Origin of the sequence: Leptotrichia massiliensis (assembly GCF_900104625.1) — a bacterium.
In the GTDB taxonomy this organism is placed as follows: Bacteria; Fusobacteriota; Fusobacteriia; order Fusobacteriales; family Leptotrichiaceae; genus Leptotrichia; species Leptotrichia massiliensis.
Map to the genome: position 1 here is coordinate 910,114 of NZ_FNVZ01000005.1, position 22,984 is coordinate 933,097.

Annotated in this window: 27 protein-coding genes; 5 read left to right on the forward strand and 22 right to left on the reverse strand. The window is 27.7% G+C overall.

Annotation, left to right across the window (positions count from 1 at the left end; all coding sequences use genetic code 11):
- Positions 1–17 precede the first annotated feature (17 nt).
- Positions 18–275, forward strand: coding sequence for a type II toxin-antitoxin system Phd/YefM family antitoxin (locus tag BQ5344_RS08380; protein ID WP_015769455.1), 258 nt, complete (start codon positions 18–20; stop codon positions 273–275).
- Positions 265–597: a type II toxin-antitoxin system RelE/ParE family toxin gene (locus BQ5344_RS08385; RefSeq protein WP_071124950.1), complete on the forward strand. Its 333-nt coding sequence runs from the start codon at positions 265–267 to the stop codon at positions 595–597. Before BQ5344_RS08380 ends, BQ5344_RS08385 begins: the two co-directional genes overlap by 11 nt.
- Positions 598–657: 60 nt before the next feature.
- On the opposite strand, the gene hisF is transcribed toward BQ5344_RS08385, so the two are convergent.
- The 5 genes from hisF to BQ5344_RS12210 form a co-directional block, all read right to left on the reverse strand.
- Complete coding sequence (gene hisF / locus BQ5344_RS08390; protein ID WP_071124951.1) at positions 658–1,413, reverse strand: imidazole glycerol phosphate synthase subunit HisF; 756 nt, start codon at positions 1,411–1,413, stop codon at positions 658–660.
- A 70-nt stretch (positions 1,414–1,483) separates the two neighbouring features.
- The gene (hisA, locus tag BQ5344_RS08395) at positions 1,484–2,200 is read right to left on the reverse strand and encodes a 1-(5-phosphoribosyl)-5-[(5-phosphoribosylamino)methylideneamino]imidazole-4-carboxamide isomerase (protein ID WP_083378231.1); all 717 of its coding nucleotides are present in this window, start codon (positions 2,198–2,200) and stop codon (positions 1,484–1,486) included.
- 180 nt (positions 2,201–2,380) lie between these two features.
- Positions 2,381–3,235: a hypothetical protein gene (locus BQ5344_RS08400; RefSeq protein ID WP_071124952.1), complete on the reverse strand. Its 855-nt coding sequence runs from the start codon at positions 3,233–3,235 to the stop codon at positions 2,381–2,383.
- 82 nt (positions 3,236–3,317) lie between these two features.
- Positions 3,318–3,947 carry an imidazole glycerol phosphate synthase subunit HisH gene (gene hisH, locus BQ5344_RS08405; protein ID WP_071124953.1) on the reverse strand — a complete coding sequence of 210 codons (630 nt, stop codon included), beginning with the start codon at positions 3,945–3,947 and terminating at the stop codon, positions 3,318–3,320.
- Between the two features lie 440 nt (positions 3,948–4,387).
- The gene (locus BQ5344_RS12210; RefSeq protein WP_158663015.1) at positions 4,388–4,525 is read right to left on the reverse strand and encodes a hypothetical protein; all 138 of its coding nucleotides are present in this window, start codon (positions 4,523–4,525) and stop codon (positions 4,388–4,390) included.
- Positions 4,526–4,716: 191 nt separating this feature from the next.
- Here BQ5344_RS12210 and BQ5344_RS08410 point away from each other — a divergent pair, with 191 nt between their 5' ends.
- On the forward strand, positions 4,717–5,931 hold the full coding sequence (locus BQ5344_RS08410; RefSeq protein WP_071124954.1) for an ATP-binding protein: 1,215 nt from the start codon (positions 4,717–4,719) through the stop codon (positions 5,929–5,931).
- A gap of 230 nt (positions 5,932–6,161) precedes the next feature.
- Here the strand turns inward: BQ5344_RS08410 and hisB are convergent, their stop codons facing one another.
- Complete coding sequence (gene hisB / locus BQ5344_RS08415) at positions 6,162–6,752, reverse strand: imidazoleglycerol-phosphate dehydratase HisB (RefSeq protein ID WP_026746293.1); 591 nt, start codon at positions 6,750–6,752, stop codon at positions 6,162–6,164.
- 161 nt (positions 6,753–6,913) lie between these two features.
- Here hisB and BQ5344_RS08420 point away from each other — a divergent pair, with 161 nt between their 5' ends.
- Entirely contained in the window at positions 6,914–7,291 is a 378-nt protein-coding gene (locus BQ5344_RS08420; RefSeq protein ID WP_071124955.1) for a hypothetical protein, read from the forward strand.
- Positions 7,292–7,384: 93 nt separating this feature from the next.
- Here BQ5344_RS08420 and hisC read toward each other — a convergent pair whose 3' ends face one another.
- The 16 genes from hisC to BQ5344_RS08500 all read right to left on the reverse strand — a co-directional run bounded on the left by hisC (position 7,385) and on the right by BQ5344_RS08500 (position 22,049).
- Complete coding sequence (gene hisC / locus BQ5344_RS08425; protein WP_071124956.1) at positions 7,385–8,464, reverse strand: histidinol-phosphate transaminase; 1,080 nt, start codon at positions 8,462–8,464, stop codon at positions 7,385–7,387.
- Between the two features lie 19 nt (positions 8,465–8,483).
- Positions 8,484–9,176, reverse strand: coding sequence for a hypothetical protein (locus BQ5344_RS08430; RefSeq protein WP_071124957.1), 693 nt, complete (start codon positions 9,174–9,176; stop codon positions 8,484–8,486).
- Positions 9,177–9,224: 48 nt separating this feature from the next.
- Entirely contained in the window at positions 9,225–10,415 is a 1,191-nt protein-coding gene (locus BQ5344_RS08435) for an ATP-binding protein (RefSeq protein WP_071124958.1), read from the reverse strand.
- A 245-nt stretch (positions 10,416–10,660) separates the two neighbouring features.
- Positions 10,661–11,941, reverse strand: coding sequence for a histidinol dehydrogenase (gene hisD / locus BQ5344_RS08440; protein ID WP_071124959.1), 1,281 nt, complete (start codon positions 11,939–11,941; stop codon positions 10,661–10,663).
- A 61-nt stretch (positions 11,942–12,002) separates the two neighbouring features.
- On the reverse strand, positions 12,003–12,620 hold the full coding sequence (hisG, locus tag BQ5344_RS08445) for an ATP phosphoribosyltransferase (protein WP_071124960.1): 618 nt from the start codon (positions 12,618–12,620) through the stop codon (positions 12,003–12,005).
- 1 nt (position 12,621) lies between these two features.
- Positions 12,622–13,755, reverse strand: coding sequence for an ATP phosphoribosyltransferase regulatory subunit (locus BQ5344_RS08450; RefSeq protein WP_071124961.1), 1,134 nt, complete (start codon positions 13,753–13,755; stop codon positions 12,622–12,624).
- Positions 13,756–13,881: 126 nt separating this feature from the next.
- Positions 13,882–14,418 (reverse strand): NUDIX domain-containing protein, encoded by a 537-nt coding sequence (locus tag BQ5344_RS08455; protein ID WP_162840184.1) that lies wholly within the window; start codon positions 14,416–14,418, stop codon positions 13,882–13,884.
- A 140-nt stretch (positions 14,419–14,558) separates the two neighbouring features.
- Positions 14,559–15,641: a dihydropteroate synthase gene (folP, locus tag BQ5344_RS08460; protein WP_071125521.1), complete on the reverse strand. Its 1,083-nt coding sequence runs from the start codon at positions 15,639–15,641 to the stop codon at positions 14,559–14,561.
- A gap of 64 nt (positions 15,642–15,705) precedes the next feature.
- Positions 15,706–17,085 (reverse strand): bifunctional folylpolyglutamate synthase/dihydrofolate synthase, encoded by a 1,380-nt coding sequence (locus BQ5344_RS08465; protein WP_071124962.1) that lies wholly within the window; start codon positions 17,083–17,085, stop codon positions 15,706–15,708.
- 38 nt (positions 17,086–17,123) lie between these two features.
- Positions 17,124–17,717: a GTP cyclohydrolase I FolE gene (folE, locus tag BQ5344_RS08470; protein ID WP_071124963.1), complete on the reverse strand. Its 594-nt coding sequence runs from the start codon at positions 17,715–17,717 to the stop codon at positions 17,124–17,126.
- 413 nt (positions 17,718–18,130) lie between these two features.
- Complete coding sequence (folK, locus tag BQ5344_RS08475; protein WP_071124964.1) at positions 18,131–18,619, reverse strand: 2-amino-4-hydroxy-6-hydroxymethyldihydropteridine diphosphokinase; 489 nt, start codon at positions 18,617–18,619, stop codon at positions 18,131–18,133.
- 28 nt (positions 18,620–18,647) lie between these two features.
- The gene (gene folB / locus BQ5344_RS08480) at positions 18,648–18,998 is read right to left on the reverse strand and encodes a dihydroneopterin aldolase (RefSeq protein ID WP_071124965.1); all 351 of its coding nucleotides are present in this window, start codon (positions 18,996–18,998) and stop codon (positions 18,648–18,650) included.
- Between the two features lie 487 nt (positions 18,999–19,485).
- Positions 19,486–19,668, reverse strand: coding sequence for a hypothetical protein (locus BQ5344_RS08485; protein WP_071124966.1), 183 nt, complete (start codon positions 19,666–19,668; stop codon positions 19,486–19,488).
- A gap of 134 nt (positions 19,669–19,802) precedes the next feature.
- Complete coding sequence (gene galU, locus BQ5344_RS08490) at positions 19,803–20,705, reverse strand: UTP--glucose-1-phosphate uridylyltransferase GalU (protein WP_071124967.1); 903 nt, start codon at positions 20,703–20,705, stop codon at positions 19,803–19,805.
- A 48-nt stretch (positions 20,706–20,753) separates the two neighbouring features.
- Positions 20,754–21,302, reverse strand: coding sequence for a hypothetical protein (locus BQ5344_RS08495; protein ID WP_021769792.1), 549 nt, complete (start codon positions 21,300–21,302; stop codon positions 20,754–20,756).
- Between the two features lie 240 nt (positions 21,303–21,542).
- Positions 21,543–22,049 (reverse strand): PH domain-containing protein, encoded by a 507-nt coding sequence (locus tag BQ5344_RS08500; RefSeq protein WP_036071490.1) that lies wholly within the window; start codon positions 22,047–22,049, stop codon positions 21,543–21,545.
- A 228-nt stretch (positions 22,050–22,277) separates the two neighbouring features.
- Here BQ5344_RS08500 and BQ5344_RS08505 point away from each other — a divergent pair, with 228 nt between their 5' ends.
- Complete coding sequence (locus tag BQ5344_RS08505) at positions 22,278–22,955, forward strand: XRE family transcriptional regulator (RefSeq protein WP_071124968.1); 678 nt, start codon at positions 22,278–22,280, stop codon at positions 22,953–22,955.
- Positions 22,956–22,984 lie beyond the last annotated feature (29 nt).

A 22,984-nucleotide genomic window follows, 5' to 3' on the forward strand; every position in this document is an offset into this window, starting at 1 on the left:
AAGGAGTGTGTTTACTTATGAAAATTATCCCTATTCGTGATTTAAAAAATACTGTTGAAATTGAAAAATACTGTTCCGAAGAACAAGGACCTGTATTTATAACTAAAAATGGTTATGGACGCCTAGTAGTAATGGATATTGAATATTATGAACGAACTATGCGTGAAATTGAAGAAGCAAAACTTCTGCTTGATGGAATAAAAGATGTTCAAAATAACAATATTTTAGACGGCAAAAATACTATTAATGAATTAAGAGGTAAATATGGAATCTAAATATTCTTATCAATTTACTAAAAGTGCTAAAAATGATTTAGAACAAATTCTTTATTGCATCAAAATAGATTTAGGCAATCCAACAGCTGCATTTTCTTTTATTAATAAATTTCAAGAAGATGTTAGTAATATTCAATTATTTCCAAACAGTTGTCCAAAAGTTATAAATAAATTTTTATCTGAATCTATTATTATTAGAAAAAAATTGATTAGCAACTACGTTTTATATTATTCTGTAAATGATAATTTAAAAAGTATAATTATTTTACGTATTGTTTTTAGCCATAGAGATATAGATTCTATTTTAAAAAATGAAAACTAATGAGAGATTAAGAGATTATCTTATCTCTCTTTTTTATTTTAAAATTAAATATCAATTACGTCAAATCCTCATTTCCACTCCATTATCCCTCAGATACCTTTTCAGCTCCATAATTTCCACTTCCTTAAAATGAAAAATCGAAGCTGCGAGTCCCGCATCAATTCCTGGTATTTTAAATAATTCCTTAAAATGTTCCATATTACCAGCTCCACCTGACGCAATTATTGGAATTGACAATTTTTCAGCCAAAATTGACAATAATTCCAAATCAAAGCCAGTTTTAACGCCATCCGTATCGATACTGTTCACAACAACTTCTCCAGCTCCATTTTCCTGCCCCTGCGCAAACCATTCAATTGCATCGATTCCAGTATTTTCTCTGCCGCCTTTTGCAAAAACTTTAAATTTGCCGTCTACTCTTTTTACATCGACAGACAAAACTACACACTGATCTCCATATTTTTTTGCAGCTTCTTCAATTAATTTTGGATTTTTTATCGCACCTGAATTGACACTTACTTTATCTGCTCCCGCTTTTAGTACTCTGTCAAAATCATCTAGTGTGTTTATCCCACCGCCAACAGTAAGCGGAATAAATATCTGACTTGCCACTTCCTTTAAAATATCAGTAAAAAGCCCTCTTTCCTCAACAGTTGCCGTAATATCATAAAAAACAAGTTCATCTGCACCAGATTTATTATAAAACTTTGCTAACTCAACGGGATTATCAACTTCTTTTATCCCAGTAAAATTAACTCCTTTTACTACTTTCCCATTTCTTACGTCCAAACAGGGAACAATTCTCTTTGCAAGCATTTTTACCACCCACTTTCTTTTAATATGCAATATTTACATTTTCAATTTCATTTAAACAATTTTTAAAATATTATTTGCTAACTTCCAATACTTCTTTTAAATCAAGATTTCCAGAATAAATCGCCTTTCCAACAATAGCTCCATAAACTCCATTTTCATTAAGTTCTTTTATTTCATCTAAAAATGTAATTCCACCAGAAGCTATAATATCTGATTTTACTATTTTGGACAATTTTTTATAAATTTCAAGATTTGTGCCATTTAACATTCCATCTTTTGAAATGTCAGTATAAATTATTGTTTTTACTCCAATGTCCGATAACTTTTTGCAAAACTCAACTGAATTTAATTCAACGGTTTCTGTCCATCCCTTTACAGCTACTTTTTCATTTTTCGCATCCACAGAAACTGCAATTTTATCTCCATATTTTTTTACCATTTCTCTTAAAAACTCTTCATTTTCAACAGCAATTGTTCCCAAAATAACTCTATTTACACCTAACTCAATGTATTTTTTTATTCTCTCTTCATCACGGATTCCACCGCCAACTTGAACAAAAAAATCACTTTTTTCAACCAGTTCTTTTATAACTTCATAGTTTTTAGTATTTCCATCTTTTGCCCCATCCAAATCTACAATATGAAGATTTTTTGAATTATTTTTATTAAAAAAATCCAAAACTTCAACAGGATTTTTAAAAAACACTTCCACTTGATTATAATCTCCCTGTTTCAATCTTACTGCTTGTCCGTTATGTAAATCTATCGCTGGAAAAATCTCTATCATAATTTAATCTCCTTCAAATATTATATACTTTTTTATTTTATAACTCTATTTTTTTATGTACTGCAAAATTTTTCAAAAAAGTTAGGTCATTACAAAATACAAAGTAAAAATCCACATGTTTGGAATATCTGCTCCAACAACCATACTCAAATTCTAACTTTGATAAAAACTCTCAAAATGTTAATCAAGCATTCTTATTTTATCCAGATTTTTTTGAAATATTTTCTTATTATTGTAAAAATCAGTTTTATTCGCCTTTGCCAGCTCCGATTTTATATACCAGTTTTGATACCTATTGTAATACAATATTTCTTCACTTGGCTTATTTTTTCCTTCAAAATTTTCATAATAAAAATCAATTGCATCTTGCGTACGATTCTCATTTAAATAAAAACTTATCGCAAACCATCCCATCGTCAATTTGTATGCCCACGCCTGCTCATCAGAAATATGTGATTCTTCCGTTTTTGTTTTATCATCGCACATCTTCATAATGGAATTTAAACTTGTAAGTGCGGCTTTTTCATCGTTTTTCATAACATTCCAGATTGCATCTCTTCCTATCGTATATGTTACAGCAATTCTAGTGATTAAATAATCAGGGTATTCCCTTTTAAGTTTTTCATAATTTTTATCAAACGCTACTGTATCTCCTTTGTTAGAATAATACATGTTTGAAAAAAATAATTTTGACACTTCATAAGGATTATATTTTTCATACCGCTTCAAATTATTTAATTTTTCAGCCTCATTTTTTCCAAGTGCATTATAAATATTTATCAAATTTTCTGATAATACAAAATTCTTCTCATTCTTTTTCAGCAATTCTTCAATTTCTAATGCTAGTTTTTTTACTTTTTCCCTATCAGGTTCACTTACTACATTAGGTATTTCTTTATCCAGTTCTATTGTTTTTACTATTGTTTCCTGAGAAACTCCTAATTTTGACAAATCCTGTCTTATCATTTCACTTCGGCTTTTAGCATTCATATTCACTGCTGCAAGAAGACTTATCAATAATATCATTTTTTTCATAAATACCTCTTTCTCAATTAAAAAATAAGTTATCAAAACCCAAAAAATCAATAAACTAAGTAAAATAATCGTAATGTTACTTTTATTTTATCAATTCTCCCCAGTTTTTTAATAACTTCAATCCAGTATCACCGCTTTTTTCAGGATGAAACTGCATTCCATAGATATTTTCATTTTTTACAATTCCAGGTATTTTTGTCCCATACTCTGAATATGCGACAATATTTTTCATATCTGTTTTTGCAAAATATGAATGAACATAATAAACATATTCATTATTGTCTACATCTTTTAAAATTTTATCATCCTTAAATCTCTCATTTATAATTAAACTATTCCATCCCATATGAGGTATTTTCAAATCAGAGTTTTCAGGAATATATTTTTTTATCTCCTCAACAGTTCCATTTATAAGCCCAAGCCCTTCATATTCACCATACTCATAACTTTTCTCAAAAAGCATTTGCATTCCAAGGCAAATTCCCAAAAACGGCTTCCTTTTTTTCGCTTCGCTTATCAAAGTTTCTTTTAGCCCATATTTTTCCAAATTCCCAATAGCATCTCTAAAAGCCCCGACTCCTGGCAATATTATCCCCTTAGCATTTTTTATCTCTTCAATATCATTAGTCAGTTTCGTATTCAGTCCGACATAGTTTAAAGAAGAAAGTAAGGAAAAAAGATTTCCTACTCCATAATCAATCACTGCTATCATAATTTAAAATTTCCCTTTCTATTTTATTGTTTATTTATACACTTCATTATTTTGTTTTATCAATTCTATCCTTCTATTATTCAATTTACCAAATAAAGTTAGTGTTTCTATTTCTTTTATATTATTTCCAGTATTTAAAATTTTATTCATTATTTTTTGTGCTTCATATTTTTCTTTTGAAATATCCTTTGATTCATTAATTACTTTTATAAAATTTTATTGCTTGTAACGAATCCCATTTTATATTTTGAATAGAAGTTATCATTGCTTGCTTCTGCATTTTATTTCCCCAAATATATTTCTTCATTCTTGTTATACCATAAAATTACTATAAAAACAATTTTTTACTTTTTATTAAATTTAGAATTTATATCGTATAAACAAAAAGAAGCAAAATATAATCAGCTTTTTTTGTACTTCATATAATCAATTATTTTTCACTATTTTACACTCCACTTTAACTTTTTCTCATAAAATGCCATTCCCGTATACACAATTTCCTTTACTCCTTTTTTTCTTTTTTTCATATTTTTTTCTTTACTATTTTCATTAATATTCATCGTTTCTTTTTCTTCCATATTTATACTTTTCCTATTAAAATATTGTTTTATTTTATCTTATCATATAATTTCAAAAAAAGATAGGGAAATACTTTTGATAATTTTTTCTTATATAATAGAAATAAGTTAAAAAAATATATATTTTTTCTCTTATAAGTTGAAAAACTTTGTAATAAATGATATGATTTTCTTATATAGGCGGTGATAAAATGATAAAAAGAGAACAATATTTAAAAGAAATCAGAAAATTTATGGATAAACCTGTAATAAAAGTTATTACTGGTATGCGTAGAAGTGGTAAATCTATGATATTAAACTTAATATCTAAAGAACTTGAAGAAAATGGGGTAAACAAGGAAAATATTATTTTTATTAATTTTGAGTCTTTAATGTTTTCCGAATTAACAAATTTTAAAAATTTATACAGTTATATTATTGATAAATCCCAAAATATAACTGGAAAAATCTATATATTGCTTGACGAAATTCAGGAAGTTGATTCTTGGGAAAAAGCAATAAATTCATTATTGGTGGACTTGAACTGCGACATTTATATTACAGGCTCTAATGCTAATTTATTATCTTCTGAACTTGCCACTTATATCGCTGGAAGATATGTTGAAATAAAAGTTTTCCCTTTATCCTTTAAAGAATTTATAAAATTTTCTAAAATTCAAAATCCACAGAAAATTTACACTACAGAGGAGTATTTTAAACAATATCTGAAGTTTGGAGGACTGCCTGCCATTCATAATTTTAGTCAAGATAAAACTTCGATTTATCAATATTTGACTGATATTTATAATTCTGTTTTATTAAAAGATGTTATTTCAAAAAATAATATAAGAGATATTGAATTACTGGAAAGAGTTATTTTATTTATTTTTGATAATATCGGAAATACTTTTTCGGCAAAAAAAATTTCAGATTTTTTAAAAAATCAAGGCAGAAAGTTAAGCACTGAAACCGTCTACAATTATCTAAAAGCACTTGAAAATGCCTATATTATTTCAAAAGTTCAAAGATACGACATAAAAGGAAAATCTATTTTAGAAACGCAAGAAAAATTTTATCTTCTTGATTTAGGATTAAAACATTCTCAATTAGGATATAGAGCAAATGATATTGCCGGCCATCTTGAAAACATTATTTATTTAGAATTATTAAGAAGAAAGTACAATGTAAATATCGGAAAACTAAAAACAAAAGAAATTGATTTTATAGGACAAAAAGAAAATGAAAAATTATACATTCAAGTTACTTATCTTCTGGCTTCTGACGACACTGTTGAACGAGAATTTGCGCCATTAAAGGACATTAAAGATAATTATCCTAAATACGTTCTTTCTATGGATAATTTAACTAAATTCAACATAAATGGAATTGAAAGAAAAAAAATTATAGACTTTTTATTGGAACAATAATTTTAAAAAACTAAATAATTTGTTGGGGGAAATAAATTAGTGTTATCCCCCTTATATTTTTATTTCTAATTCTAATTTTATAATTTTTTTCAAAAGAAGTTTAAATAAATAAATTTATTATGTTTGTTTTAATTCTTTTGTTACATTTTCATTAAACAATGGTTTGGTAAACAAATTTACTGAACACATCAAAGAAAACATACTTATAAACAGTATCTTCTTAATTCTCATTAAACCAAAACCCCTTTAGTCGAAGGAATCTCATCCTTATACTTTTCATCAATACTTACAGCCTCTGCCAAAGCTCTAGCAACTCCTTTAAAAATCGACTCAATTATATGATGCGAATTTGTCCCAGCCATATTCTTTATATGCAACGTCGCATTCAAATGCCGTGTAAAGCCAATGAAAAACTCTTCCACTAATTCTGTATCAAAAGTCCCAACTTTCTCGGTCGGAATATTCACATCAAAATTCAAAAAATATCTCCCGCTTAAATCAACAGCAACTAACGTCAGGGCCTCATCCATCGGCAAAAGAAAGTTACCATATCTTCTTACCCCCTTCAAATCTCCCAAAGCTTCATAAAAACATTTTCCCAATGCAATCCCAATATCCTCGGTACTATGATGATCATCCACCTGCGTATCCCCATCACAATAAACCTTCAAATCAAATCTCCCATGCTTCGCAAACAAGTCAAGCATATGGTCCAAAAATCCAACCCCTGTATTATTTTCATATTTCCCAGTTCCATCAATATTTAATTCAACTTTTATTTTTGTTTCAAATGTATTTCTTTCAATTTTAGATTTTCTCATAACTTTATCCTTTCGTTATACCTTTAATTATAAATAGTATAATCTATTTTTTTCTCTTTTTCAAGATTGACTAAAAAACAAGAAATTTGTTTTGAAATATTAAAAATCGTGTTATAATTTAGTGGGTAATTTAATTTATTAAAAATATAGGAGGTGAAAATATGCTTACTTCTGATGAGAGAGCTGAAAATTTTATAAAAAGATTTGGTTTTGACTTTGATAAAATTGATAAAAATCAAATAATTTCTTTAATAAATGAAGAATTTGAAAGAGCAGTTGAAGAGAGAAAAAGATGTTTTTATGATAGTTCTGAATGTCTACGTGTATTGTGCGGATATTTGTTTTGTTTAGGCGATATTTCTGATGTTCCGTTATTAGAAAAAGTAAAATATAAAATTGATATGGATATGGAAGTTGTAATTGACGGCATATGGATTATTAGTTTAGAAAACAATGGTATAGAGATGAAAGAATACGATATTCCATCAAAAAAAGAAATTATAAAATATTTTGTAGATGAATACAAAAGTTGGCTATAACATTCAGTATTAAATATGTTTAGAAATTTAACAATTTTTATTTCTAACAAGGGGAATTACCCCCTTGCATATTCAGTTTATTTTTAATTTATGTTATTTTTCCAACAAATCTTCCAATTTCTCAATAAAAATCTCCATTTCCTCATCCGTTCCAATTGTAACCCTCAAATAATTATCAATTCTATCTTTTGCAAAATATCTTACTAAAACTCCATTTTCTTTTAGCTGTTTATACAAATCGCCTGCGAAAACTTTGTTATGAGAAATAAAAATAAAATTAGCACTTGAATTTAATACTTTAAATCCTAATTTTTTCAATTTTTCAACCGTTTTTTCTCTAGTCTGAATAATTTTAGCATTAGTTTTTTCAAAATATTCATCGTCTTTAAACGACTCAATTCCAGCTTCAATTGAAATTCTGTCAATCGTGTATGAGTTAAAAGAAAATTTCAATCTATTCAACCCTTCAATTATATTTTCAGAGCCAAGTGCATATCCAAGCCGTATTCCCGCCATAGAACGTGATTTTGAAAATGTTTGAACTACAAGAACATTATCGTACTTATTTATTAATTTTACAGCACTTTCTGCCCCAAAGTCAACATACGCTTCATCAATAACAGCCAATTGATTTGGATTTTTTTTTATTATTTCTTCAATTTCATTCAATTTTAAAGCAATAGAAGTTGGTGCATTCGGATTTGTGATAATTATATGCCCATTCAAGCCAAAATATTTTTGAATTTCAATTTCAAAACTATCATTTAAAGGAATTTTGACTTCCTTCACATTAAATAAATCGGCATAAACTGGATAAAAACTGTATGTAATATCGGGATAATACACTTTATCTCCCGCATTGAAAAATGTCATAAAAATAAATGCCAGAACTTCATCCGATCCATTTCCAATAAACACCTGTTTATGTGTAACTTTATCGTTTATTTTATTAGAAAAATATTCAGCAATAACTTTTGCAAGCTCCATTACATCTGGATCTGGATACAATTTCAAATCTTCCAAATTCATAGATTTTATTTTTTCTATAACTTTCGCTGATGGCGGATAAGGATTTTCATTTGTATTAAGTTTAATATATTTTTTGTCTTTAGGCTGTTCTCCTGGTGTGTAAGGCTCTATTTCCTTTATTTTATCATTCCAAAATTTACTCATTAATTTCTCCTTCCATTTTTTAATTATCAACATCGTTAAAATCACTAGTCATTTCATTCATAAAAGTATTGAAATCATGCTCTAATTTCCATTTTCCATTAATTTTTTTTACTTCTATTTCTGAATAATTTTCATCATAATCAAAATTGTTCAGCTTTTCTTTAATTTCTTCATCAAGATATTTATAAAATTTATCAAATTTTATTTTATTAATTTTTTCTATATTTTCAAGTTCTTTGTATGAAATATTAGCTTTTTCAATTGCTTCATCAATAATTTTATCAGTATCAATATTATCTATATCTTTAAATTTCGATACTATTTTAATTTTTGCTTTATTTTTTTCTGAAAATGAAATTTCATTAACAAAAATTTTTAAATTATCAATTTCACCTAAAAAATTTTTTCCCATAACTTCATTTATTTTATTAAAATACTCTTTTGCAGCCTGTTTTTGTTTTTTAGGAACATTTTTCACCAATTCATCAATTGATTTATTCATATATTCACGATAAAGTCCTTTTATAGTTTTTTTACCTTCTGTATTATATCTTTCAATTATTTCTTTATTTACAAGATTCTCAATTTCTTTACTATCCCTATCAACTTCACTTTGTGAAATTTTAACTCCACTTTTCACATAAACCTCATAATTACTTTGTGCTATTCCCAATGTTCCTAAAATAAATAATCCTAGTAGTATTTTTTTCATTTATCCTCCAATATTTTGTTATTATTTTTTTATTTTAATTTATTTGTTTTATACTGTATTTTGCAAAAAATCTAAAATATTTATATGCCTAATTCCATCTTCGCTCAAATCTATTTCATCCATCGAAATTATAAACTTATGAAAATTATCCTTGACTTTCTTTAATGGTGTTATCTCTCTCTTGAATGTATTTTCATCAAGTATCGTTGCTGACACTTGATAGTATTTTCTTTCATTATTTCGTTCTGCTATAAAATCTATTTCCAAATCCCCAATTTTACCTATATGCACAGTATAACCACGCCTAATCAATTCCAAATAAACTATATTTTCCAAAATATGTCCAATATCACTATGTTTTTTATTTATAAGCAATTTTCTTAGTCCTATGTCAACTATGTAATATTTCTCCAGCGACTTTAAATGCTGCTTTCCTTTTATATCATAACGTCCAGCTTTGTACAATATAAACGACGATTTCAAGGCTTCTATATAATTTTCAACGGTAGAAGATGTCGTTTTTCTGCCATAAGAAACAAGTGTATCAGCTATTTTTTTGGGTGAAACAATATTTCCAATGTTTTCAAATAGAAATTTTACTACAGATTCAAGTAAAGTAATGTCCTGTACTTTATTTCTTGCAACTATATCTTTTAGCAAAACTGTGTTGTATATTCCCATTAAATAGTCTTTTCTTATATCATCATCATTTATTTGTGTCGCATAAGGAAATCCCCCATTTTCAAAATATTTATTCCAAGCCTGTCTCACATCCTGTATTTCATCCAATTTAAGATATTCAGAAAAAGATAGAGGCAATATGGATATTTCAATGTATCTGCCTGAAAGCAGTGTTGCTAATTCGCCAGATAGCATCATCGCATTGGAACCTGTTATATAAATATCCGTATTATCCTTTATAAACAATGAATCCACTGCCCTTTGAAAATTCTCAACTTCCTGAATTTCATCAATAAATATATAATTTTTTTTATTAGGAACAAGCCTTTCGTTTATATATTGATACAATAATTTATAATCTTTTAAATCTTCAAACTTTAAATCCTCAAAATTTATGGAAATTATCTGTTCTTCCAATACACCAGATTCTATTAAAAAATTTCTAAATTGAGATAGCAATGTAGATTTTCCGCACCGCCTAACGCCTGTAATAACTTTTATTATTTGCATATCTTTTATTTTTTTCAATTTTTCCAAGTATTCAGTTCTTTTAACCATAAAATCACCTCATACAAAGTATAACAAAAAAAAGAAAAATAATCAATTTTTTATTCTCAAATCAAAAAACTCCAAAATTTTAAGAACTTTTTATTTTTTGAAATAAAAACTTTCAAAAATTAAATACTTTTTATTTTAAAAATGAAAAATTTTAATATTTTGAAAAAGCCTGAAAACTAGAAATTTATAATTTTCAATCTTCTCAAAAAAATATTAAAAATCTGTTTTCAGACAAATTCTATTTTTTATTTATCAAATCTTTTTGAAACTGAACGAGCATGTGCTGTAAGCCCTTCATTTTCAGCAAATTTAATTACTTTATCCTTAACTTCTTCAAGTCCTTGTTTTGAATAGTAAATAAACGAAGATTTTTTAACGAAATCGTCTACTGAGAGTGGAGAAGAGAATTTGGCAGTACCGCTTGTCGGCAATGTGTGATTTGGGCCTGCTAGATAATCTCCAATTGGTTCAGGCGTGTTGTGTCCCATAAATATTGATCCTGCGTTTTTTATTCTTGGCAATAATTCAAATGGATTTTCTACTGCCAGTTCCAAATGTTCCGGTGCAACATAATTGCTTACAAAAACAGCATCATCCATATTGTCTACAATAACTATTCTTCCTTGAGTTTCAATCGATGTCCTTGCAATTTCCTCTCTTGGCAATTCCTTTAACTGCTTTTCCAATTCCTTAGTAACTTCATTTGCCAACTTTTCAGAAGTCGTAACTAATATGCAGGCTGCCAGTTTGTCGTGTTCCGCCTGTGACAATAAATCTGCCGCTGTATGAACTGGGTCTGCACTTTCATCAGCAATTATAAGCACTTCACTCGGTCCTGCTATCATGTCAATCGAAACTTCCCCATAAACCATTTTTTTAGCCATTGCAACGTAAATATTTCCTGGCCCGCCAATTTTATATACTTTTGGAATAGTTTCCGTACCATAACTAAGGGCAGCTATTGACTGAGCTCCACCCACTTTAAAGATTCTGTCAACTCCAGAAATTTTTGCCGCAACAAGAATAGAGGATAAAATTGTTCCATCTGAAGTTGGAGGTGTTACCATTATAATTTCATTACATCCAGCAATTTTAGCTGGAACTGCATTCATAAGCAGAGTCGAAGGGTAAGCCGCTGTTCCGCCAGGCACATAAAGTCCAACTTTTTCAATCGGATTAATTACTTGCCCCAAAATTACGCCATTTTCCTGTCTTATTAAAAAATCATTCCTAACTTGTTTTTCGTGAAATTTCTTGATGTTGTCGTGTGAATACTGAATAACTTCCATTAATTCCTTGTCAATTGTGTCAAAGGCTTTTTGAATTTCCTCCTGTGTAACTTCCAGATTTTCCAGTTTTACACCATCAAATTTTTCAGTATACTCTATCAAAGCCTTATCTCCTCTAGCTTTAACATCTTTCAGAATGCTTTCCACAGTTTCATTTACATCATCGTACGAAAACTGGCTTCTAGCAAGCTCTTTTTCCAAATCAACATTTTTTGAATACTTTATTGTCTTAATCATAACGCATCACTCCATTTCACTTTTTTATTATATTTAAAATATTTTTATCAATTTTTTTATTTTACAAAATTTCTTTTATCTTATTAACAATTTCCTCAATTTTTTTATTCTTAAATCTGTAACTTGACTTATTGGCAACAAATCTGGCACTTATATCTTCGATGTTTGTAAGAATCTTCAAATTATTTTCCTTCAAAGTTGTCCCAGTTTCAACTATATCCATTATCACATCAGAAAGTCCCAGAATTGGGGCTATTTCGATAGAACCATTTAATTTTATAAGCTCTACATCCCTATTAATTGAGTCAAAATATTTTTTCGCCACATTAAGATACTTTGTTGCAACCACAAGAGGTCTATCGAAATTTTCCTTAAAATCCATCGGTCCTGCAAGCGAAAACCTGCATTTCCCAAATCCCAAGTCCATTAATTCATATACATCAGGATCTTCTTCAAGCAGTATATCCCTTCCTACAACTCCAATATCCGCACTTCCCTTTTCGACATAAACCCCTACATCCGACGGCTTCACTAAAAGAAATCTAATATTTTTTTCCTCATTCTCAAAAATCAGTTTCCTATTATCTTCCTTCATTTCCGCACTTTCATAGCCTATTTTCTCAAATAAATTATACACTTTATTTCCTAATCTCCCTTTAGGAAGAGCTATATTTATCATACTATTCCTCCTTTTTCAATTCCCCGTTTTGAAAAATATATTTCTCATCAAAATTAAAAATTTCAAAATCACTTTTACCTAAATTCTCAATATTTTCCGTCCTTACTCTAAGCCCCTTTTTCTGAAAATCATTCACAATTTCGACCAATTTTTCAAAATCACTGTTATCATACGCAATCAAAATCTCAAAATCCTTTTTATCCGTATCCTTATAATACCCTTTCAATCCATCAGTCAAAATCGCAAATCCAACCGCTCCAGTATCAACCCCAAATTTTTCAAACAATTTGTCGTATCTCCCACCAGTTAAAATTACATTTGGAAAGCCTTCAATATACCCTTGCAAAATAATTCCGTTGTAATAATTTAGATTTTTTACAACAGAAAAGTCAAATATAATTTTTGATTTCTTGTAAAATTTCATCAATAAACTGTTTAACTGTTTAAGTTCAGATAATATTTTTTTCGTATTGCCATTTATTTTATATTTTAAAAGTTCCTTTTCAATATTTTCCAAATTCCCCGATAATTCAGGAATTTTATAAATTAATTTTTTCACATTTTCTGAAATATGTTCATTTCTTTTTAGTATTTTTTGTATATCGTGGCTGTTTTTTCTATTAATGCAATCCAATATTTGTTCTTTTATTTCATATTCCAAATCGAAATTTTCAAAAATTGAAGAAATAAATCCTGCATGCGACAAAACAATCATACTTTTTTTATTTATAATATCCAGACTTTTTACTGCAAGATTAATAATCTCAAAATCCAAAAACGTCGATTCTTTCCCAATTAATTCAATCCCCAGCTGTTCATCCTCTTCGTAACCAACATATTTTGTCAGATTGTAAGTATTTTCCTGATAATAAATTTTACTGTATTTCAAAGACTGATCTTTAGACACCTTTTTAGCAACCGACAACGTAATATCGGGCCTCAATGCCAACAATTTTCCATTCGGACTCATAACAGTCAATACATTTCTATCAATAAAATCCTTATTTTCATTATACAAATCATATTCCTCGAAACTCGGAAGAGAAATCTTTTTATATCCATAAGAATCATACATTTTTCGTATATTTAGTAACACTAAATCTTTTTTACTCATATTTTTTATATAATTTTTCATAATTTACTTCACTTTCCACACCTGTTTTGCTTTTATCTTATCATATAATCAAAATAATTGCAAAAAAAGGAAGTTTTTATACTCCCTTTCATCCACTATTTTTAAATTTGATATAATTTTTCTCTTTTATTTTTCTAAATACTTATAATACCCCTTAAATTCCTCATCAGACTCATTTTCTCCTAGCAAAAACCACTCCAACTCAGCCTTTTCAATATTTTTTTCTTCATCCAAGACAAGTTTATACCGAAAATCAATATGAATATGCTCCCCTTCACTTTTCACAGGATTTTCAGGAATATCAATCACATTAACATCAATCAATCCAAAATTTTGCATATTTTCATCAACTTTTGCAAAAAAACCAGTCTCTTCTACAAATTCACGGATAGCAGTATCTAAAGGCATCTCACCATTTTCTACATGTCCTGCTGGCAGTAAAATAGTTTTTAAATACGGATGTTTTATAAAATAACATTTCGCATTCTTAAAAACTACAGCACTCGCTGATAAATGAACTTTAGACTTTCTGTTCGTTAAATCCTTTATTTTCGTTTGTGATAATATTTCTGAAATTCTTTCAATTTTTGTTTTCAATTCAGGCTCGTATTCTGCTAAATTTTGTAAATGTTTTTTTAAGAAATTTATATTTTCTATTTTCAAAATTTTCTCCTTTTGGATATTTTCTTTAATTTTATAGTAAAACCACTTTAAAACAGAACTCAAAGGCTATGACTATTTACTCAAACCCTAAGTTTGTATAATTTTTAATAGTTTAATTTTAAACGGGTTCGAGTATAAAATTAAATTTTATTATAAACTTCCAGCATATTCAAAATATCCCTAGTTTTCTTTACATCATGAACTCGCAAAATCCTTCCGCCATCTTGTACCATTAGACTCTCAAACATCAATGTTCCCATAAGTCTTTCTTCTAGCGACAACCCAAATATTTTCTCATTAAAACTTTTTCTCGAAATAGCAATCATTATTGGTAATCTCATATTCCGTAAATATTTTACCGACTTAATTCTTTCCATATCTTCAGGTGTATTCATGCTGTTATTTGAAGAATATCCAACTCCTGGATCTATCGAAATTTTTTCTCTTTCAATTCCAGTTTCTAAAATTGCTTTTACTCGCTTATCAAAATAATTTTCCAAATAATTTTTCAAGTTTGGAATTTCATCAAACCGTCCATTATTCATCACAACCAACGCAGGTTTATATTTTTCAACTAATTTCAATTTTCTTTCCGAAGTAAATCCATTAAAATCATTAATAATATCAATACCCGCATCCAGTCCTTTTTCAATAACTTCCTCAGTATCACTGTCTAAAGCCAGCACAATATCTGGAAACTCCTTTTTCACAGCCTCAATATATTTTTCAATCCGATTCCATTCTTCTTCTGCCGAAATATCATCAAAATTAGGCTTCGATGATTTCCCCCCAAATTCAAATATTTTAGCCCCATTCCTAATATCTTCCTCAATTCGCTTCAAAACCTTATATACACTTGAATTTCTCCCACCATCATAAAACGAATCTGGCGTAATATTCAAAATCGAATAAATAACTGATTCAGTTGTCAAATCAAACTCAAACCTATTCCCTTTCCAAATCAATCTATTTTCTTGTAAAATCTCTTCCAATTTTTCAATTCCATTTTCAAATTCAAAACTATTTTCCATTTTCAAAATCTCAATCAGTTGTTTTAATTCTGAATATTTAAAAATAGCTGTAATCCCTTCATTTTTATTAAATGAAAAAATATTCTTTTCTTCCAAAAAATTCTCAAATTTAGGCAGTTCTTCTATATTTCCATTAAATTCAATAATAATATTTTTTGAATCCTTATTCTTAATTTTACTGGTTTTAATCATTTTTTTATTTCTTTCCCTTCTTAAATGGTATGCCTGTTTTTTTTTAATATTTATTCTGATTAAATTAAAAACATTTCTCAATAACTTTTTTTACTTCTCCTAACAAGTAAAATGATCCAACTACAAAAATACACTCATCTTCATTCTCTCTCAATTCCAACGCTTTCAAAAAAGCCTTCTCAATATTCTTTTCAGAAATTATAATATTTTTAGAGTTTTCAATTTTTTTATCTTCAAAATATTTTTCCAAAATCTCTGAATCCAATTTTCTTTCTTCGTTATTGGGTTCTGTCAATATAAAATTATCCCCAACTATTTTTAAAAGATTCACACATTTCTCAACTTCCTTATCCTTCAAAAATCCAACTACAAAAATCTTTTTCTTATTATCAAAATTCTTTTTAACATAATCTACAAATGCCTCGACACTATCCTCATTATGTGCCACATCCAAATACACATTTTTAATTTCCCCAACTTTTTCCATTCTTCCTTCAATTTGCAATGTTCCCAAAGCTCTATCCAATATTTTTTCTGTATTTTCTAGAATATTTTCATCACAAAATCTAAAATACCACATTAAAACTGTTGCTAGATTCTCCAGCTGTTGTTCACCTTTTAGTCCAAATCTAAAAAAATATTCATTATTTTTAAAATTTTTCCCAAAACCATAATTTCCAATTATTTCAGCTCTAACTTTATCTTGAAATTCTGAACCGTTTTCAGATGTTAAATCTTCTTTTTCATAAATATTTTGGCTATTCTTTTCTTTATTTTCTACTTTTTCAATTTTTATATTTTTTTCAGCTAAAAAAATATCACAATTTTTATATTTTGCTTCTTTTTCCAAAATTTCATATACTACATCTCTCTGATTTGGAGCAATTATAACATTGCTCTGTTTTCTTATAATTTTTGACTTTGTTCGGCAAATTTCCTCAATCGTATTTCCCAAAATATTTTTATGATCAATCCCAATCTTTGTAAAAATAGTATAATCAATTTTTGAAACTGCGTTCGTTGCATCCAGTTCCCCTCCAAGCCCACATTCCAAAATCAAAACATTCACAGCCTTATTTTTAAAATGTATCATCGCAATCAAAAACACCATCTCAAAATACGACAAATCATTTTCCAAATCCAAATCCAGCTCATTCAAAACCTGTCTTAACTTATTTTTATACTCTTCAAATTCCAACTCAGTAATTTCAACCCCATTAACCTTAATCAATTCATAAATTGTCCTTATTTGAGGACTCGTAAATAATCCAACTTTATATCCCGTTTCACACAAAATACTATTAATCATATAGCAAGTCGAACCTTTCCCATTCGTCCCACTAACATGAATAACCTGAACATCACTCGCTGGATTATCCATTTTGTCTAAAATTTCTGCAAGCAAAGTTACTCTTTTCTTTTCTCCATATAATGATTCTTTCATCACTTTTTTCTCCCGATTTTTAATTATTTTTTAGAAGTTTAAGATTTAATCCCATCCAAAAACTCCTTCTTCCTATCCACATTCTCCTTAAATTCGCCACTATAAAATGATGTTCTAGTCACAGAACCAATTTTATTAACCCCTCTCATTTCAATGCACATGTGTCGTGCCTCAACCACAACAGCAACTCCCAATGGATTTAATATTTCTATCAATTTTTTTGCAACATTTACAGTAATTTCTTCTTGAACACTCAGTTTTCGTGAAATAAATTCAACAAGTCTTGGTATCTTGCTAAGTCCAATAACTTTATTATCTCTCGGAATATAAGCAACATGCACCTTTCCAAAAAATGGTAGCATATGATGCTCACACATTGAAAAAAAGGGTATTTCCTTCACAAGTACTATTTCTTGAGAATCACCTAAATCTACATCAAATAATTTATAATTTTCAAAATCATCTACACTTTTTGTACTCAGAATCTCATCATACATTTTTGCAACTCTTTTAGGAGTTTCAATAAGCCCTTCTCTATCCACATCTTCACCAATATTTATTAAAATTTCACGTACTGCATTTTCAATATTTTTTAATCTTGTTTCTTTATCTATATTTTTGTTTTTTTTCATTTTTTTACCTTTCTTTTTTTTTCGGTATTTTTCAATTCTCTTTTGATAAACTTTCTTCTTATATTTGTAGCATTAAGTAAGTCTAGTCCATATTTATTACATGATCTTATCTTTGTAAATTATTATTTACAATAAATGATATTTAAACTTACCCACTAACTTAACATTATTTGTCTTTAATAAATAAAATTAATTCCTTTACAATAATAGTATATCTCTAAATTTATTCAATTACATTAGTAATTGTTAAATGAGTCGTTGTAATGATTTAATGATTGTAAATAAAATAATAAATACAATTAACGTCCGATAATTTAATTTAAAGATTCAAAAAATATAAGAATTATGATAATTCTTTTTATTGTATTCAAATATTTTAATTTGATCTATTAATTTTATAATTATTGGTTTTTTCAAATTTTTTCAATTTTTTGATCCCCTGCTTTAACTAACTCATTTATTTTTTCTGCAATTTCTTCTTTGTCAAAATACTCTCCATCATAAATTTCACTCAATGGAACTAGTACAAATAATCTATTCAGCATTTCCTTATGTGGAACTATCAAATCAGGTTCGTTAATTTTTTTATCTGAAAAAATCAAAATATCAATATCAATCGTTCTTGGTCCCCATCTAATTTCCCTTTTTCTATCTAGTTCAGCTTCAATTTTATTTATGATTTTTAAGATTTCTCTTGCTGAAAAATCAGTTTCAATCTTAATTACTGCATTTAAAAACAAATCTTGCTCTAAATATCCAACAGGAGTTGTTTCGTATAATCCTGATTTTTTCAATACTTCAATTCCTTCAATTTTTTCAATTGCTTCAATAGCTTTTTGAATATATTCTTCTCTTTTTCCAATATTACTACCCAAACTTAAATAAACTCTATTTTTAGCCATTTTTATTTTATCCCTTTCCTTGCTCCGCCTAATCTTTTATCTGAATTTCAACACTGTCAAAAATTCCATTAATTGGAACTGCTAATTTTCGTATATTTACTTGCACATATTCAATTTTTTCATTCATTTTTTTCATCTCTTCTATAATATCCAAAGCCAATGTTTCCAGCAAATCTACTCTGCTTGCTTTAACAATTTCCTCTATTTTTCTATAACAATCTCCATAACTCAATGTACTATTTATGTCATCATTTTTAATGATTTCCTTTGAAAGTGAAATGATTAAATCAATTTCAATATTTTGTCCAATTTTTTTTTCTTCTTCATAAACACCTATATATGAATGAAATTTCATGTTATTAATCTTTATTTTATACAATTGAATCTACCTCATTTCTATTTAAAGTTTGTGTATATTTTAACATATAAAATCTTAAAAATAAATAGTGTTAATACTAAACTCCGCCTAAATAAGAAATTTATTACAAACTTATTTGACAGAGTATAAAACCTAGTATTTTTAATATATACTCGAATCCATTTAAAATTAAACTATTAAAAATTATATCAATACTAAACCCCATTTGAAAAAAGAAATGATTTCCTATTTCACTTTCTGACAAGGGGTCTTGACCCCTTGCTAAACGGAATTATAAAAACTACATTGTTTTAATAGGGAATAGTATAACTAAGGGTTTGAGTAAATAGTCATAACTTTTGAGTTCAGTAATTTTTGTTTTTTAAATTACAAACAATACAAAATAACATGATAAATTTTAATATTTCTAAATTTTTCTCAAAAAAAGAAGCAGAATCATAAAAATTCTACTTCCAAGCATAACAATCTATTTAGATAAACTTACAAATTAAAAACGATTTCCATACTTATCCTCACAATAGACATTTCCATTGTATTTTTTGTAACATTGTACGCCTCTTTCTTCCCATCTTTTATTTACTCTGTTCCAATAACTCGGACTAAACAGTTCACAGCTTGCTACACTTAGTCCCAACAAAATTACAGCCAGAATTCTAAATACATTTTTCATAGCGTTCACTCCTTTGTATTATTTTATCCTTACTAAATTATATATTTGCTATAATTTTATCATAGTTACTGTTTTTTTTTTTTTTTGATTTATCTTATAATTTTATTATAAAGGACGAATACCACATTTTTAAATTATAGTTTTTCTACTAGATCTTTCAAGTAATCTTTTACTTTATCCTTTAATTCTTCGTGTCTTAATCCAAATTCAACGTTTGCAACAAACATTCCAAATTTATCTCCAGTATCGTATCTCAATCCATCAAAATTATACGCATACAATTTTTCACCATCGTTCTTCATTGCCAAAATTGCATCTGTCAACTGAATTTCTCCACCTTTTCCAGGTTTTGTCCTTTTTAAATATGAAAAAATTTCAGGTTCCAACACATATCGCCCTAATGCCGCAAGATTACTCGGAGCTTCATCAACTGATGGTTTCTCAATAAAATCTTCTACTGCTACTGTTTTTTCATCAATTTGTTTTAATGGCTTTATTATCCCATATTTTGAAACATTCTCGTGAGGGACTTCCTGTACTCCTAAAATTGTACCGCCTTGTAATTCATTATATTTTTCTACAAGCTGTTTTGTAACAGGATTTTGCCCTTTATCTTTATCTGTATAAATAATATCGTCTCCTAAAAGCACAACAAATGGCTCATCTCCCACAAATGCTTCTGCACAACTTATTGCATGCCCTAAACCTAATGGTTTTTTTTGACGCACATAATAAATATTTGACATTTCAGAAATATTATTTACAACTTTTAATAAATCTTTTTTCCCTTTTTCTTCCAAAGTCTTTTCCAGCTCATAAGAATAATCAAAATGATTTTCTATTGATCCCTTATTTCTTCCAGTAATAATAAGAATTTCTTCAATTCCCGCATATACAAGTTCTTCTACAAGATACTGTAGTGCAGGTTTGTCAACTATTACAAGCATTTCTTTAGGCTGTGCTTTGGTTGCTGGCAAAACTCTCGTCCCAAGTCCAGCGGCTGGAATAACAGCTTTCCTTATTTTTTTTATACTCATATCTAATTTCCCTCCTGAATAATTATAGACTCAAATATGATCAAATTTTTAATATATATGCCCTTCATCAGAATAAGATATTTTTGTTGATGCTAATGGAGCAAACAAATTTATTTTTTCAAAATATTCTTTTGCCTTTGAATTAACTACTAGCTGATATTCTTTAGTTTTTAAATCATATTCATATTTTCCTATTATTATTATACTTCTTTCATCTGGAAACTGAATATAGAAACGTACTATTTCTTTATCTGGAAGTGGATTTTTCCCCAAATTTTTTGTATCAATTTTTGTAAAGAAATTTTTATAGTCATTAAATTTTTTATAAAAGTCCTTTTTAAATTCATCATTCGATGTTGTTGGACTAACTTTTATTACAATCCCTACATTTGCATTATAGTCCTCATCTTCAATAGTATAATATGCCATTTTTATTTTGTCTCTATCACAAAAAATATCATCTGATCGCTTTTCAGATTGTATTTTTTTTATAACTCTATCTAAAAAAGTATCAGGGTTAGAGGCAAAGTTACATGTGCTATTACTAAATCCTTGCATTGCAACTAAAATTAAAAGTGATAATATTAATTTTTTCATTTTATCTACATCCTTCCGATCTATGCTTGACTTTGTAAAATTGAATCATAAAAATTTAGTCTAAATTAGTAAACAATAATAAGTCATAATTTTTGAAATTAAACTAATTTTATTATGTAATTTCAATTTTACCTAATTATATCATAATTTTTAAAATAATACATCAATATTTTATTATTTTATTTAAAATAAATTTTCACGTAAATATTACTTTTCTTGCATTTAAACAACCCAAAATTTTTATTTCAACAACTCTTTCTTTTTTTTGTCAAATTCTACCCGATTTATTACTCCTTCATCTAGTAATTTTTTAAATTTTATTAGTTCGTCAGCAACTGAAGTCTGATTTTTTTTTAAATTCTCAAACTCTTCTATCGAATCATTTACAGCATTTACAAATGGAACAAGCGTTTTTTTCAGTATATTCGTTACTTTAATCATAGAGGCTCCATCCCATATTTCTATTTCTCCAAGAAAAAATCTTTTTCTATATTTTATTGAATTTACTTTACTTAGAGGTATCTCTATTTGATTTACACCAAAAAACATTCCTTTATCTAAGAAAATAATTCTTTTATTTGTTGAAATAACTAACCAAGTATGTCCATCATAAACACCTGAAGTAGCATATGTTATAATTTCATCATCACTAATAATGTTTGGCAACTCCTTAACTTCCTTCTTTGTTCCCCAAATTGCTGCACCACATTTAACCAACATTTCCTTTATATCCTTCAAAGTTCTCATATTTATATTTCCTTTCTTACACATCATTATTTTATATAATTGTACTATGTTTTTATAAATTAATCAAAGAAAATTTTGTACCGATTTAGCAACTAAAAAAGATTTTAAAAAATTTTGTTGCTTTTTAGGAACAAATGGAGTATAATATAATAAATTAAATTTTAAAGTATAATTATCTAACTTAAAACCCTATAAACTTATATTTTTAAAGTATTGGAGGACTATTTTATGAATATTGGCAAACGTTTAAAAGAATTACGAAAAAACAATAAATTATCAATGGATTCCCTAGTTGAAAAACTAAATAAAGAATACAATTTACGTATAACTAAAAGCATGATATCACGCTGGGAAAACAATTTATCTGAACCAAGCAACAAATTTGTTACAGCCTATGCAAAATTTTTTAATGTTGATTTAAATTATTTAGCTGGTATAACACATTTTGATTCTAATGAAAAATACAGTACTATATCTCACGGAGAAATAATTCCTGTTGAAATAAGAGAAATTCCAATGTATGGTAAAGCTAGTGCAGGAACAGGATATATAAATCTTTCTGAAGAAATTGGGAGTTATTCTATACCAAAAGATATTTATAAAAATGGTCTTTTTGCAATAAAAGTTGCAGGTGATAGTATGAATGGTTTTGATAAAAGCATCCCAGATGATTCAATTGCTATCGTAGATCCTGAGTTATGTACTAATCCGATAAGTTTAAATGGAAAAGTATGTGTATTTGAATATGATGATGAAACATACATAAAACAACTAATAATAGATAAACAAGGAATTATTCGATTACATTCATTTAACCCTGAGTATGATGATATTATTATTTTAAACACTGAATTATTATATTGTAAAGGGAGAGTAATTAGGACTTTTGTAGAAAATCAATGGTAAAAATAAAAATAATTTTAAATTAGAGGAGG

Coding starts and splice junctions, on each gene's coding strand:
- folK (WP_071124964.1), bottom strand. CDS start 18,619: ATGGCTAAAAATAGAGTTTATTTAAGTTTGGGTAGTAATATTGGAAAA.
- hisG (WP_071124960.1), bottom strand. CDS start 12,620: ATGATAAATATAGCTCTTCCTAAAGGGAGATTAGGAAATAAAGTGTAT.
- hisB (WP_026746293.1), bottom strand. CDS start 6,752: ATGAGAAAATCTAAAATTGAAAGAAATACATTTGAAACAAAAATAAAA.
- BQ5344_RS12210 (WP_158663015.1), bottom strand. CDS start 4,525: ATGGAAGAAAAAGAAACGATGAATATTAATGAAAATAGTAAAGAAAAA.
- hisC (WP_071124956.1), bottom strand. CDS start 8,464: ATGAGTAAATTTTGGAATGATAAAATAAAGGAAATAGAGCCTTACACA.
- hisF (WP_071124951.1), bottom strand. CDS start 1,413: ATGCTTGCAAAGAGAATTGTTCCCTGTTTGGACGTAAGAAATGGGAAA.
- folP (WP_071125521.1), bottom strand. CDS start 15,641: ATGATTAAAACCAGTAAAATTAAGAATAAGGATTCAAAAAATATTATT.
- hisD (WP_071124959.1), bottom strand. CDS start 11,941: ATGATTAAGACAATAAAGTATTCAAAAAATGTTGATTTGGAAAAAGAG.
- BQ5344_RS08505 (WP_071124968.1), top strand. CDS start 22,278: ATGAATATTGGCAAACGTTTAAAAGAATTACGAAAAAACAATAAATTA.
- BQ5344_RS08385 (WP_071124950.1), top strand. CDS start 265: ATGGAATCTAAATATTCTTATCAATTTACTAAAAGTGCTAAAAATGAT.
- folE (WP_071124963.1), bottom strand. CDS start 17,717: ATGAAAAAAAACAAAAATATAGATAAAGAAACAAGATTAAAAAATATT.
- BQ5344_RS08450 (WP_071124961.1), bottom strand. CDS start 13,755: ATGAAAAATTATATAAAAAATATGAGTAAAAAAGATTTAGTGTTACTA.
- BQ5344_RS08465 (WP_071124962.1), bottom strand. CDS start 17,085: ATGAAAGAATCATTATATGGAGAAAAGAAAAGAGTAACTTTGCTTGCA.
- galU (WP_071124967.1), bottom strand. CDS start 20,705: ATGAGTATAAAAAAAATAAGGAAAGCTGTTATTCCAGCCGCTGGACTT.
- BQ5344_RS08410 (WP_071124954.1), top strand. CDS start 4,717: ATGATAAAAAGAGAACAATATTTAAAAGAAATCAGAAAATTTATGGAT.
- BQ5344_RS08435 (WP_071124958.1), bottom strand. CDS start 10,415: ATGGTTAAAAGAACTGAATACTTGGAAAAATTGAAAAAAATAAAAGAT.
- hisH (WP_071124953.1), bottom strand. CDS start 3,947: ATGATAGCAGTGATTGATTATGGAGTAGGAAATCTTTTTTCCTTACTT.
- BQ5344_RS08380 (WP_015769455.1), top strand. CDS start 18: ATGAAAATTATCCCTATTCGTGATTTAAAAAATACTGTTGAAATTGAA.
- hisA (WP_083378231.1), bottom strand. CDS start 2,200: ATGATAGAGATTTTTCCAGCGATAGATTTACATAACGGACAAGCAGTA.
- BQ5344_RS08400 (WP_071124952.1), bottom strand. CDS start 3,235: ATGAAAAAAATGATATTATTGATAAGTCTTCTTGCAGCAGTGAATATG.
- BQ5344_RS08485 (WP_071124966.1), bottom strand. CDS start 19,668: ATGAAAAATGTATTTAGAATTCTGGCTGTAATTTTGTTGGGACTAAGT.
- BQ5344_RS08420 (WP_071124955.1), top strand. CDS start 6,914: ATGCTTACTTCTGATGAGAGAGCTGAAAATTTTATAAAAAGATTTGGT.
- BQ5344_RS08430 (WP_071124957.1), bottom strand. CDS start 9,176: ATGAAAAAAATACTACTAGGATTATTTATTTTAGGAACATTGGGAATA.
- BQ5344_RS08500 (WP_036071490.1), bottom strand. CDS start 22,049: ATGAGAACTTTGAAGGATATAAAGGAAATGTTGGTTAAATGTGGTGCA.
- BQ5344_RS08495 (WP_021769792.1), bottom strand. CDS start 21,302: ATGAAAAAATTAATATTATCACTTTTAATTTTAGTTGCAATGCAAGGA.